Source organism: Streptomyces luteolus, assembly GCF_029968015.1.
Classification (GTDB): Bacteria; Actinomycetota; Actinomycetes; order Streptomycetales; family Streptomycetaceae; genus Streptomyces; species Streptomyces luteolus.
The window spans coordinates 122,711-135,416 of the sequence record NZ_JASCIS010000017.1; the positions used below are offsets into that span (position 1 = coordinate 122,711).

Consider the following 12,706-nt stretch of genomic DNA (forward strand, 5'->3'; position numbering starts at 1 on the left):
GTGGCGGAACGGAGCACGGCTGCCGTCGACGTGGCAGCAGGGAGCGACGAGGAGTCGCTGACCGCCAAGGCGGACCAGGCCACGGCCGACGGGGCGGCCAAGAGCCGAGAGACGATGGCTGCCGAGGGCGCGGAGCAGCCCGCCGGCGACGCGGCGGAGACCGCGGAACAGCAGCCCACACCGCCGGAGAAACCGCAGCCCACACCGCCGGAGGAACCGCAGGCCGCACCGCCCGCGACGGCGCAGGCCGCGCCACCGGAGCTGCACAGTGGCCATAAGCTCGCGCGCCGCTACCGCCTCGAGGAGTGCGTCACCCGTCTGGACGGTTTCAGCAGCTGGCGTGCCGTCGACGAGAAGCTGCGCCGCGCCGTCGGCGTCCATCTGCTTCCGGCCGATCATCCGCGCGCCCGCACCGTCCTGTCCGCCGCCCGCTCCTCCGCGCTGCTCGGCGACCCGCGCTTCGTGCAGGTCCTGGACGCGGTCGAGGAGAACGACCTCGTGTACGTCGTGCACGAGTGGCTCCCCGACGCCACCGAGCTGACCACCCTGCTCGCCACCGGCCCGCTCGAGGCGCACGACGCGTACCAGCTGGTCAGCCAGGTCTCCCAGGCCATGGCCGCCGCGCACCGCGAGGGCCTGTCCCATCTGCGGCTCACGCCCAGCGCGGTGCTGCGCAGTTCCTCCGGCCAGTACCGCATCCGCGGCCTCGCCGTGAACGCCGCGCTGCGCGGCATCAGCAGCGACACCCCGCAGCGCACCGACACGGAGGCGATCGGCGCCCTCCTCTACGCCTCGCTGACCCAGCGCTGGCCGTACGAGGAGGATGCGTACGGCCTGTCGGGGCTGCCCAAGGACATCGGACTGATCGCACCGGACCAGGTGCGGGCGGGCGTCCACCGGGGCCTGTCCGAGCTGGCGATGCGCGCCCTGGTCAACGACGGGGCGACGGCCTCCCGGGAGGACCAGCCGTGCACCACCCCGGAGGAGCTGTCCAAGGCCGTCTCGGAGATGCCGCGCATCCGCCCCCCGGAGCCCACGTTCACGGCGCCGCCGGAGTACCAGCGCACGACGTACCAGCAGGGCACGTACGGCCGGCCCGCCACGGCGGCGCAGGGCCCGCAGCCCCTGCCGGCCGCACCGCCCGCTCCGCTGCAGAGCCGTACGGGCAAGGCCCTGAAGTGGGCCGTGTCCGCGCTGCTGATCGCGGCGCTCGGCCTGGGCAGCTGGCAGCTCGCGGACGCCCTGATGGAGCGCGACCAGCCCAGCGGACCCGGCACCTCGCAGCCGGGCGAGGAAGGGGACGGGCCCAAGACCGCCCCCGGCAAGCCGCTCAAGATCAGCGATGCGTACGAGTTCGCCCCCAGCGGCAGCGGCATCAAGGAGCAGGACGTGCCGCAGGCCGTGGACGGCGACGCCGGCACCGCCTGGATCACACCGCAGTACAAGGGCTTCGCGAACTTCGGCAACCTTCCGAACCGTAAGCAGGGCAGCGGCATAATCGTCGATCTCGGCAGCGTCCAGGACGTTTCCGGGTTCGATATCGCCCTGTATCGCGCGGGGCAGAAGGCGGAGGTTCTCGCCGCGCCCGAGGACGCCTCGCAGCCCTCTTCGCTCGCGGAGTTCTCCAAGGAGCTCAGCAAGCTCGGCCAGACCGGGAACCGGCTCGAGAAGACCCTCGACGAACCGGTGCGCACCCGGTACCTGCTGGTGCACATCACCTCCCTGGCGACCGACGGTTCGGCGGAGCTCTTCCGGGGCGGGATTTCCGAGATCAAGGTCCTGGGAACGGCGCGCGAGGAATAGCGGCATTACGCGATCACCGGTGCAATTCGGGGAAGGCCCAAGAGTCGATGTCCTCCTGGGCTTTCCCCTTTTTGCTGGGACATTACGGACCTCCTTTCTCCTGGGACATTCCGGACCTCCCCTGGGACATTCCGGACCGTTTACACGCTCTCCGGGACCCCGATACGCTGAGCCCTCGACCGAGGTAGGGGGAGCAGGTGCAGGCGGAGGACATCTCAGGAGCCCCTGACGCGACGCTCCTGGCCCGCCATGTCGACGGGGACCCCGACGCCTTCGGCGAGCTCGTACGACGCCATCGCGACCGGCTGTGGGCGGTGGCGCTGCGCACGCTCGGGGACCGGGAGGAAGCCGCGGACGCGGTGCAGGACGCCCTGGTCTCCGCCTATCGCGCCGCGCACACCTTCCGTGGGCAGTCGGCGGTCACGACCTGGCTGCACCGGATCACCGTCAACGCCTGTCTCGACCGCGCGCGCAAGGCCGCCTCCCGCAAGACCTCACCGGTCGACGACACGGAACGCCTGGAGCAGCTCCTCGAACCCCATGAGTCGGCGTCCGCGCCGGCCGAGCGGCACGACCTCCACCGCCAGCTCATCGAGGCGCTCGGCACGCTCCCGCCGGACCAGCGGGCCGCCCTCGTCCTCGTCGACATGCAGGGCTACCCCGTGGCCGAGGCAGCCGCGGTGCTCGGTGTTCCCACCGGCACCGTGAAGAGCCGCTGCGCCCGCGGCAGAGCCCGCCTGCTGCCGCTGCTCAGCCACCTCCGGGCGGAGGGCTCGGGCCCGCGGCAGAGAGGCCGAGCCGGTTCGGAGGAAAAGAACCGCGGCGCCGGAAGGAACCGGACGCAGGAGACATCCGTCCCACCGGAAGCACCAGCGAAAGACGCAAGGACACAGGGAACAGACCCAGGCGATTCAGCAGCCGTGAAGGGCGGAGGTGGGCGAGCGTGACAGCCACGACCGGCGCGGCCGAGCACCCGGACGTGTCAGAACTCTCCGAACTCACCGAGGGCCTGCTCCCGCCGTCCCGCAAGAGCGAGGTACGCGACCACGTCGACGGCTGCGAGCTCTGCGCCGACGTACTCGACTCGCTGACGGAGATCCGCGAGCTGCTCGGCACACTGCCCGGACCGCCACAGATGCCCGCCGATGTCGCGGGCCGCATCGACGCGGCACTGGCCGCCGAGGCACTCCTCGACGCAACTCGCCCTGCGGAAGGGGCAGTCCACGCTCCGGCACGGCTCTCCGGGCAGCCGTCTGAACCTGACGAGCGGGCGGCAGAGCAAGCCTCCGGGCAAGCGGCCGACCAGCCTTCCGAGCGGACGGCCGACCAGCCCGCCGAGCCGCATGTTTCACGTGAAACGGCGAGCGCTCCCGCGGCCGGTGCTCCGGATCGGCCCGCCGGACATCCGCGTGCCGCGACCGGCCCCGGCCGTCGTGCGGGCGGTCCGCGTCGACGTCGCCGCAATATCGCGGGAGCCGTGATCGGTGCCGTGGCCACGGTCGCCGCGATCGGCCTGGGCACGCTGATGCTCCAGCCCGGCAGCAACGGCGCGGACTCCGGCCAGAACAACGCGTCGGACCTGGCCGGAACGCAGACCTTCTCCGGGAGCGCGCTCGACGACCAGGTCTCCTCGCTGCTCGCCAAGGACAAGAGCCCGGCCCCGGAGGCGTCGAAGCCTTCGTTCGGTACGGAGTCCAGCACCGAGTCCGCCGAGGAGGACTCCCGGCGCACGCCCAAGACCAACGCCCCCATGCGCGGCGACGATCCCGACGTACCGCGGTGCATCGCGCTCGGCATCGACGAGGACGCCCCGCCGCTCGCCGCCAAGCGCGGCACGTATGACGGCAAGGCCGCCTATCTGGTCGTGCTGCCCGACACCACGGACAGCTCGCGCGTCACCGCGTACGTCGTCGATGCGGCCTGCGTCGACAACTCCTCCGGGGGCAAGGGTGACGTCCTGGTCTCCCACTCGTACCCGCGCCCCTGAGTCGGCGACGCCCCGCGCTCTCCGTACACCTCTCCGTACACCTCTCCGTATGCCCTCCCCGTACGCCGACCCGTACGCCGACCCCGTGCGCACGAACACCATGTGCGCGGACACAGCGGGAATGCTCGCCCCGTAGGATCCGTTGGGTGGGGTGAGAGTCCGGAAGGCGGGCTCCTCCCGAGGCATTAGGCAGTCCGCAGAGACGAGGAATCAACCCGTGAGCGACGTCCGTAACGTGATCATCATCGGCTCCGGGCCCGCCGGCTACACGGCCGCGCTCTACACCGCGCGCGCCTCGCTGAAGCCGCTGGTCTTCGAGGGTGCCGTCACCGCAGGCGGTGCGTTGATGAACACCACCGAGGTGGAGAACTTCCCCGGATTCCAGGACGGCGTGATGGGCCCCGAGCTCATGGACAACATGCGCGCCCAGGCCGAGCGCTTCGGCGCTGAGCTGATCCCGGACGACGTGGTCTCCGTCGACCTCTCCGGTGAGATCAAGACCGTCACCGACACCGCCGGTACGGTCCACCAGGCCAAGACCGTCATCGTCACGACGGGCTCCCAGCACCGCAAGCTCGGCCTGCCGAACGAGGACGCGCTCTCCGGCCGCGGTGTCTCCTGGTGCGCCACCTGTGACGGGTTCTTCTTCAAGGACCAGGACATCGCCGTCCTCGGTGGTGGCGACACCGCGATGGAGGAGGCGACCTTCCTGTCCCGCTTCGCCAGGTCCGTGACGGTCGTGCACCGCCGCGACAGCCTGCGCGCCTCGAAGGCCATGCAGGACCGCGCCTTCGCCGACCCGAAGATCAAGTTCGCCTGGGACAGCGAGGTCGCCGAGATCCACGGCGACCAGAAGCTCAGCGGCCTCACCCTGCGCAGCACCAAGACGGGTGAGACCTCCGAGCTGCCGGTCACCGGCCTGTTCATCGCGATCGGCCACGACCCGCGCACCGAGCTCTTCAAGGGCCAGCTGAACCTGGACGACGAGGGCTACCTCCAGGTCGAGGCCCCCTCGACGCGCACCAACCTGACGGGTGTCTTCGCGGCGGGCGACGTCGTGGACCACACCTACCGCCAGGCCATCACGGCCGCCGGTACCGGCTGCTCCGCCGCGCTCGACGCCGAGCGCTACCTGGCCGCCCTCGCCGACAACGAGACCGCGGCCACCGCCGCTGTCTGACCCCACTGCTTCGCCCCACCCTCAGTTCAGTTAAGGAGAACAAAGCCATGGCCGGTGCCACGATCACCGTGACGGACGCAGACTTCGACGAGAAGGTGCTCAAGAGCGACAAGCCCGTGCTCGTCGACTTCTGGGCCGCCTGGTGCGGCCCGTGCCGCCAGATCGCCCCCTCCCTGGAGGCGATCGCGGCCGAGCACGACGAGATCGTCGTAGCCAAGCTCAACATCGACGAGAACCCGGGCACCGCCGCGAAGTACGGCGTCATGTCGATCCCGACCCTCAACGTCTACCACGGCGGCGATGTCGCCAAGACCATCGTCGGAGCCAAGCCGAAGGCCGCGATCGAGCGCGACCTCGCGGACTTCATCAAGTAGTCCTCCCGCGCGGGCGCACGATCAGCGCCTCTCTGTTTCACGTGAAACGGGCCCAACCCTCCAAGGGGTTGGGCCCGTTCGCATCTCCCGGTCATGCGCTCCCCGATGCCTCACAGCGGACGCAGCGCCGGCTCCTTCTGCACCGCTCCCAGCAAGCGGTCGAGGGCCAGCTCGACATCTTCCTTCCAGGAGAGCGTCGTACGCAGCTCAAGCCGCAGCCGTGGATACGTGGGATGCGGTCGTACGGTCTTGAAGCCCACCGCCAGCAGATGGTCCGCGGGCAGTACACACCCGGGTTCCTTCCACCGCGCATCGCCGAAGGCCTCGATCGCCTTGAAGCCCCGCCGCAGCAGATCCTTGGCGACGGTCTGCACCATCACGCGGCCCAGCCCCTGGCCCTGATAGCCGGGAATGATGAAGCCCGTCATCAGCTGCACGGCATCGGGGGACACGGGGCTCGTGGGGAACGCCGTGGAGCGCGGCACATAGGCCGGCGGCGCGTACAGCACAAAGCCCACCGGCACGTCGTCCACGTAGACGACACGGCCGCACGAGCCCCACTCCAGGAGCACGGCGGAGATCCAGGCCTCCTTCTCCAGCTCCGGAGTGCCTGCCTTTACCGCGTCCTGTCCGCTGACCGGATCGAGCTCCCAGAAGACACATGTACGGCACCGCTTCGGGAGATCCGGGAGATTGTCCAGCGTGAGCGGTACGAGCCGACGCCCCATGAAGGCGATTCCTCACTTTCTTGACGCGCCGCCGCACGGGCGGCTGTCAGAACGCTCCGTTCCCTGAGCAGACTGCCGACGAAACCGCCGACAGCTCCCAGCCCAAGCCCTGCGGTCACCAGGCCCGTCCGGCTCACCGATCGCATGGCCCCCGCCCCTTCTTCTGAGGTGTTGCCAGGTGGATGCGCCCTACTCGATCGCATCGTATCCACCCAGCGATTGCACCGATACCGGCGGAAAGCAAAGAGCAGGCCGTGTTCCGGTACACACCGGACACGGCCTGCTCTGCATCGGCCTCTCAGCTACGCCATTACTCGTCGGCGTCCTGCGCCGGCCCCTTGTCCAGGACCGGCCCCTCGCCCGGAGCGAGCGTGCCGAGAATGCGCTCCAGGTCGTCCATCGAGGCGAACTCAACGACGATCTTGCCCTTCTTCTGCCCCAGGTCCACCTTCACCCGCGTCTCGAAGCGGTCCGACAGCCGGGAGGCGAGATCGGTGAGCGAGGGCGAGACACGGCCACCGGCACGCGGACCCTTGCTGCGCGGCGCGCTCTTGGGCCGCGAACCCATCAGCGTGACGATCTCCTCGACCGCTCGCACCGAAAGCCCCTCGGCGACGATCCGGTGAGCGAGCCGGTCCTGCTCCTCCGAGTCCTCCACCGACAGCAGCGCCCGAGCATGCCCGGCCGACAGCACCCCGGCCGCCACCCGACGCTGCACGGCCGGCGAGAGCTTCAGCAGCCGCAGAGTGTTGGAGACCTGCGGACGCGAACGCCCGATCCGGTCGGCCAACTGGTCATGCGTGCAGTTGAAGTCCTTCAGCAACTGGTCGTACGCCGCGGCCTCTTCGAGCGGGTTCAGCTGGGCGCGATGCAGGTTCTCGAGGAGCGCGTCCAGGAGCAGCTTCTCGTCATCCGTGGCCCGCACGATCGCGGGAATCCGCTCAAGCCCCGCCTCACGGCACGCCCGCCAGCGCCGCTCACCCATGATGAGCTCATAGCGCGCGGGCCCCAACTGCCGTACGACGACGGGCTGGAGGAGACCGACCTCCTTGATGGAGGTGATCAGCTCGGCGAGCGCGTCCTCGTCGAAGACCTCACGCGGCTGCCTCGGGTTGGGCGTGATGCTGTCGAGCGGAAGCTCGGCGAAGTGCGCACCCGCGGGCGGCTCCGGCGTCGAGACGGTCTCGCTCGGCGCCGGCTCCGTTTCACGTGAAACATTGCCCTGCGGCATGCTCTGCGGCAGTGACGCCAACTTGGCTGCGGGAACGCCCCGTTCAGCTGTCAGCAGCGGCACCGAGCTGGGGGAGTTCGAGCCCTCGCCCTCGGCCGACGCTGCCGGCTTCTCTCCTGTCGGGGCGGCAGGGATCAGTGCGCCCAGTCCCCGGCCCAGCCCCCTACGTCGATCGCTCACTGGATCCCCTCCGCCATATTCTGCTGCCCGTTCTGCATACGCGAGTGGGCCTGCTGTGCGTCGTACCGTACGCCCACCCCACGCAGCGCCATCTCGCGGGCTGCTTCGAGGTACGAGAGTGCGCCACTCGACCCCGGATCATAAGTCAGCACGGTCTGCCCATAGCTCGGAGCCTCCGAGATACGTACGGAACGCGGGATGCTCGTCCGCAGCACCTCTTCGCCGAAGTGGTTGCGCACCTCGTCCGCCACCTGGGAGGCAAGGCGGGTCCGTCCGTCGTACATGGTGAGCAGGATCGTCGACACATGCAGGTCGGGGTTGAGGTGCCCGCGTACGAGATCGACGTTGCGGAGCAGTTGGCCGAGGCCCTCCAGTGCGTAGTACTCGCACTGGATCGGGATGAGCACCTCTGCTCCGGCGACCAGGGCGTTGACGGTGAGCAGGCCCAGGGACGGCGGGCAGTCGATCAGGACATAGTCCAGCGGCTGCTCGTAGGCCTGGATGGCCCGCTGCAGACGGCTCTCGCGCGCGACCAGCGACACCAGTTCGATCTCCGCACCGGCAAGATCGATGGTGGCCGGGGCGCAGAAGAGACCCTCGACGTCGGGGACGGGCTGGACCACTTCGGAGAGCGGCTTGCTCTCCACCAACACGTCGTAGATGGACGGGACTTCGGCATGATGGTCGATCCCCAGCGCCGTGGAGGCGTTGCCCTGCGGGTCAAGGTCGATCACCAGAACGCGCGCACCGTGCAGCGCGAGCGAGGCGGCAAGGTTGACCGTCGTGGTCGTCTTCCCTACCCCGCCCTTCTGGTTGGCGACCACCATGACTCGGGTCTGCTCGGGCCGTGGGAGCCCCTCGCCGGCGCGGCCAAGAGCTTCCACCGCCAGTTGGGCAGCACGACCAATGGGGGTGTCGTCCATCGGGGGCGGTGTTTCACGTGAAACATCCTCCCCCGCCGACTCAGTACGGGGACCGGGGACCGGATCGGTCATCGGTCCCGCGATGTTGGCGTCGGACCGCAAGGATTCACTCTCCTCGACTTCAGGCTCGCAATGAACAGAGCCTCCCATGCCCTTGGGGTCGCGAACCAGCGAGGCCCGTTCTTCTGTGGATGAATCCGCCGTTGTGGAAAACTCCGCCCCCCTTACGGGGGGTTTCCGGTCACGCGGGGTGGCGGCGGCGCGACCTCGGTTGATGATCCCCTGCAGCAGTGAGCGACGTTTCACGTGAAACACGATGCCAGGGCGGCGTCCGTTTAACCCGTGACACTCCGATTTGCCCGCTTTATCCATACCGAAGGCGGCGGGACGTGAAGGTGCCTCAACTCGCTCAAGCGGTCCGGGCGTTCGGTGGCAAAGAACCGTTGGCAAAGAACCCGTTGGCAATGAACCGTGACCACCACAGGGGGCCGCTCACGCAAGCGAGTCCCCGATAGGCGTCAGCGACGACGTCCGCGCGCAGCCCGCGAGGGCCGAGCAGCCTTGGCCCGCTTCGCCGCGAACCGCACGCCGCCGGGGCTCTCCCCGACCTCGACCCGCACCACGGTGGACAGCGGGTCGACCACGCCCTCACCGACGTGCAGCACGGAGGTCTTCACCGCACCGAGCTTGCTCAGCGCGGCCTTGGCCCCCTGGACCTCTTCCTCGGCGGTGTCGCCCTTGAGCAACAGCATCTCTCCGTATGGACGGAGCAGCGGCACGCCCCAAGTGGCGAGGCGGTCCAGCGGAGCCACAGCACGGGCCGTCACGACATGGACGGGCTGGAACTTGCCGAGCACCTCTTCGGCCCGCCCGCGCATGACCGTCACATGGTCGAGGCCGAGCAGCTCGACGACCTCCGTGAGGAAGTTCGTACGACGGAGCAGCGGTTCGAGGAGCGTGATCTTCAGGTCGGGGCGGACCAGGGCGAGCGGGATCCCCGGAAGCCCGGCACCCGAGCCGACATCGCACACCGTCACGCCCTGGGGCACGACCTCGGACAGCACCGCGCAGTTCAGCAGGTGCCGTTCCCACAGCCGGGGCACTTCGCGCGGACCGATCAGACCGCGCCGCACTCCTGCGTCGGCCAGCAGCTCCGCGTACCGGACCGCGTCCGTGAAGCGCTCACCGAATACCTCACGGGCCTGCTCCGGCGCCGGGGGGAGTTCTGCTGCCTCCGTCACGGGGACCGTCCTTCCGTACCGCACTGGGTGCTGACTATCAGGCTGACAAAGATCGGCCCCGCCTGCGAAACAGACGGGGCCGGGAACTGCTTGGGGCTCAGGCGGGGAGAACGACGACGAAGCGCTGCGGCTCCTCGCCCTCGGACTCGCTGCGCAGACCGGCGCTCTTGACCGCGTCATGCACGACCTTGCGCTCGAACGGCGTCATCGGCTTGAGCTTGACCGGCTCGCCGCTGCTCTTGGCCTCGGCCGCAGCCTTGGCGCCCAGCTCGGAGAGCTCGGCACGCTTCTTGGCGCGGAAACCGGCGATGTCCAGCATCAGGCGGCTGCGGTCACCGGTCTCGCGGTGCACGGCGAGCCGGGTGAGCTCCTGCAGAGCCTCAAGCACCTCGCCGTCGCGTCCGACCAGTTTCTGCAGGTCACGGCCGCCGGAGTCGCTGATGATCGAGACAGCGGCGCGGTCGGCCTCGACGTCCATGTCGATGTCGCCGTCGAGGTCGGCGATGTCCAGCAGACCCTCGAGGTAGTCCGCCGCGATCTCACCCTCCTGCTCAAGGTGGGTGAGGGTGTCGCCGGCCTCAGCAGCAGCCGAGGTGTTGGTGCCTTCCGTCACGGGATGGGCTCCTCTTCTTACTTCTTGGACGGGTGCTTGGGCCGCTGCGGACCCTTGCGCTGTCCGGACTTGGCTTTGCTGCGGTTGCCGGTGCCGCCGCCGGTGCCGGGCTTGGCACCCGCCGACTTGGCCTTGGAAACGGAGTCCTTGGGCTCGTCTCCCGACTTCTGCAGCGAGGTCTTGGCGTCGGAGTCGCTCTGCGTGGGCTGCGCCTGCGTGGCGCCCGACTGCCGCTGCGACTTGCTCTGGCGCTTGGGCTGCTGGCGCTTCGGCGTACCGCCGACGGCACCGGACTCGTCGCCCTCGGCCACGGCTACGGCCGTATCGCTCTTCGCCACCACACCGTCGGCCTGCGCGGCGAATCCGGCCTTGCTCAGGCCGTTGATGAACTTGCGCTCGATGTCGTTGCGGTCGCGGCCCTTGGCGACGATCGCCTTGACGACGTTGCGCTCACCCTTGCGCATCTTGGCGCCCTCGCTGCGGGTCAGCTTGGACTGCAGCCGCTCCAGGTACGCACCCTGCGCCTTGCTGCCCGGGGTCGGGTTCTGGCGGATGACGTACATCTGCTGGCCCATCGTCCACACGTTGGTGGTCAGCCAGTAGACGAGCACACCGACGGGGAAGTTGATGCCGAAGACGGCGAAGATGATGGGGAAGACGTACATCAGCATCTTCTGCTGCTGCATGAACGGCGTCTTGACCGTCATGTCGACGTTCTTCGTCATCAGCTGGCGCTGCGTGAAGAACTGCGACAGCGACATCATGATGATCATGACCGCGGTCACGATGCGGACGTTGAGCAGCGTGGCGTCGAGGGACGCCACCTTCTCGGCGCTGTCCATGAACTTCGCGGCCAGCGGGGCACCGAAGATGTGAGCCTTCTGCGCGCTCGCGAGCAGCTGCTCGTCGATGACGGAGCCGACCGTCTTGTTCGACGCGATGCTGTTCAGCACGTGGTACAGCGCGAAGAAGAACGGCGACTGCGCCAGGATGGGAAGGCACGAGGAGAGCGGGTTGGTGCCCGTCTCCTTGTAGAGCTTCATCATCTCTTCGGACTGGCGCTGCTTGTCGTTCTTGTAGCGCTCCTGGATCTTCTTCATCTCGGGCTGCAGCGTCTGCATGCCACGAGTGGCCTTGATCTGCTTCACGAAGAGCGGGATCAGGCAGATCCGGATCAGAACCACCAGAGACACGATCGACAGGCCCCAGGCCCAGCCCGTGTCCGGGCCGAAGACCGCCCCGTACAGCTTGTGGAACTGGACGATGACCCATGCGACGGGTGTGGTGATAAAACTGAAGAAACTGGCGATCGTGTCCACTAATCAGGCTCCTTGAGCATGGGACGGGGTCTCAGTGGCGGAGGTCCCGCCCTTGTTGCGCCAGGCGTTGCGCAGCATTTCGTGCCACCGAGGTCGCTTGCGCGGCGGGACATGGTCCACGCCTCCGTGCGACCACGGATTGCACCGCAGGATGCGCCAGGCAGTGAGCGCCGTCCCCTTGATCGCACCGTGCCGGTCGATGGCCTGGAAGCCGTAGTGGGAACACGACGGGTAGTACTTGCACACAGGGCCGAGGAGTGGACTGATGGTCCACTGGTAGATCTTGATCAAGGCCAGCAGTGGGTACTTCATCGCGCGCCCCCTCCCAGCAGCCGCTCCAGGGCGACGTCCAGGTCTCGGGCCAGCTGTGCATGGTCGGCGTCGCCCGCTCCGGGCAACGCGCGTACGACTACCAGGCTACCGGGGGGCAGCAGGGCCAGCCGCTCGCGCATCAGGTGCCGCAATCTGCGCTTCACCTTGTTCCGTACGACCGCCACGCCCACGGCCTTGCTCACGACGAAACCCGCACGCGTCGGGGGAACGCTCTCCCCAGGCACGTGCGGGTCCGTTGTACCGCTGCGTAGATGGACGACGAGAAGCGGGCGGCCGGCCCGGCGTCCTCGGCGTACCGCGGTCGCGAAGTCTTCGCGCCGCCTCAGCCGGTTCTCGGTAGGCAGCACGACGTCATGACCTGCTGCGGTCAGGCAGACAGGCGGGCGCGACCCTTGCTGCGGCGGGACGCCAGAACGGCGCGGCCGGCACGGGTGCGCATCCGCAGCCGGAAGCCGTGGGTCTTCGCGCGACGACGGTTGTTCGGCTGGAAGGTGCGCTTGCTCACTCGGGGGCTCCAGAAATGAATCGGGTGACGGCGGGTGTCGTCTGGCTGTCACCGTGCGCCCGCGAGGAGCTCGCATACGCCCGAGTGCACCGCTGCACGGTTCAGATCGGACCGTGATCCATGCCCATCGGAGGCAGGCGGCAGCAGCCATCGACAACTCGACCTGGTCACGGTACGCGCGGCTACGCCATCCGGTCAAACCGGGAGTACGCGGGGGACACTGTGCACAGCCTGTGGACAACAACTTGAACCGCACCCGTCGCCCTGACTACCTTGGCTGAACTCCGAT

Annotated in this window: 14 protein-coding genes; 5 read left to right on the forward strand and 9 right to left on the reverse strand. The window is 68.7% G+C overall.

What is annotated here, in order from left to right:
- The 5 genes from QIT00_RS18685 to trxA all read left to right on the forward strand — a co-directional run bounded on the left by QIT00_RS18685 (position 1) and on the right by trxA (position 5,344).
- The gene (locus QIT00_RS18685; RefSeq protein ID WP_282536427.1) at positions 1-1,803 is read left to right on the forward strand and encodes a protein kinase family protein; all 1,803 of its coding nucleotides are present in this window, start codon (positions 1-3) and stop codon (positions 1,801-1,803) included.
- Between the two features lie 197 nt (positions 1,804-2,000).
- Positions 2,001-2,750, forward strand: coding sequence for an RNA polymerase sigma factor SigM (gene sigM / locus QIT00_RS18690; RefSeq protein ID WP_282536428.1), 750 nt, complete (start codon positions 2,001-2,003; stop codon positions 2,748-2,750).
- Positions 2,747-3,790 (forward strand): hypothetical protein, encoded by a 1,044-nt coding sequence (locus tag QIT00_RS18695; RefSeq protein ID WP_282536429.1) that lies wholly within the window; start codon positions 2,747-2,749, stop codon positions 3,788-3,790. The genes sigM and QIT00_RS18695 overlap by 4 nt, the downstream gene beginning before the upstream one ends.
- Before the next feature lie 217 nt (positions 3,791-4,007).
- Positions 4,008-4,970, forward strand: a complete 963-nt coding sequence (gene trxB / locus QIT00_RS18700; protein ID WP_282536430.1) for a thioredoxin-disulfide reductase — start codon at positions 4,008-4,010, stop codon at positions 4,968-4,970.
- Positions 4,971-5,017: 47 nt separating this feature from the next.
- Positions 5,018-5,344, forward strand: coding sequence for a thioredoxin (trxA, locus tag QIT00_RS18705; protein ID WP_282536431.1), 327 nt, complete (start codon positions 5,018-5,020; stop codon positions 5,342-5,344).
- Positions 5,345-5,454: 110 nt separating this feature from the next.
- Here the strand turns inward: trxA and QIT00_RS18710 are convergent, their stop codons facing one another.
- From QIT00_RS18710 to rpmH, 9 genes are all read right to left on the reverse strand, one after another.
- Complete coding sequence (locus tag QIT00_RS18710) at positions 5,455-6,072, reverse strand: GNAT family N-acetyltransferase (protein ID WP_282536432.1); 618 nt, start codon at positions 6,070-6,072, stop codon at positions 5,455-5,457.
- A gap of 310 nt (positions 6,073-6,382) precedes the next feature.
- Positions 6,383-7,483, reverse strand: a complete 1,101-nt coding sequence (locus QIT00_RS18715; protein WP_282536433.1) for a ParB/RepB/Spo0J family partition protein — start codon at positions 7,481-7,483, stop codon at positions 6,383-6,385.
- On the reverse strand, positions 7,480-8,556 hold the full coding sequence (locus QIT00_RS18720; protein WP_282536476.1) for a ParA family protein: 1,077 nt from the start codon (positions 8,554-8,556) through the stop codon (positions 7,480-7,482). The genes QIT00_RS18715 and QIT00_RS18720 overlap by 4 nt, the downstream gene beginning before the upstream one ends.
- Positions 8,557-8,924: 368 nt before the next feature.
- A complete protein-coding gene (rsmG, locus tag QIT00_RS18725; protein ID WP_282536434.1) occupies positions 8,925-9,647 on the reverse strand; it encodes a 16S rRNA (guanine(527)-N(7))-methyltransferase RsmG in 723 nt (240 codons plus the stop codon).
- A 97-nt stretch (positions 9,648-9,744) separates the two neighbouring features.
- Complete coding sequence (locus tag QIT00_RS18730) at positions 9,745-10,260, reverse strand: Jag family protein (protein ID WP_282536435.1); 516 nt, start codon at positions 10,258-10,260, stop codon at positions 9,745-9,747.
- A gap of 17 nt (positions 10,261-10,277) precedes the next feature.
- The gene (gene yidC / locus QIT00_RS18735) at positions 10,278-11,579 is read right to left on the reverse strand and encodes a membrane protein insertase YidC (RefSeq protein WP_282536436.1); all 1,302 of its coding nucleotides are present in this window, start codon (positions 11,577-11,579) and stop codon (positions 10,278-10,280) included.
- Between the two features lie 3 nt (positions 11,580-11,582).
- Complete coding sequence (gene yidD / locus QIT00_RS18740; RefSeq protein ID WP_282536437.1) at positions 11,583-11,891, reverse strand: membrane protein insertion efficiency factor YidD; 309 nt, start codon at positions 11,889-11,891, stop codon at positions 11,583-11,585.
- Complete coding sequence (rnpA, locus tag QIT00_RS18745) at positions 11,888-12,259, reverse strand: ribonuclease P protein component (protein ID WP_282536438.1); 372 nt, start codon at positions 12,257-12,259, stop codon at positions 11,888-11,890. The genes yidD and rnpA overlap by 4 nt, the downstream gene beginning before the upstream one ends.
- A 20-nt stretch (positions 12,260-12,279) precedes the next feature.
- Complete coding sequence (gene rpmH, locus QIT00_RS18750; protein ID WP_016644655.1) at positions 12,280-12,417, reverse strand: 50S ribosomal protein L34; 138 nt, start codon at positions 12,415-12,417, stop codon at positions 12,280-12,282.
- Between the last annotated feature and the right edge of the window lie 289 nt (positions 12,418-12,706).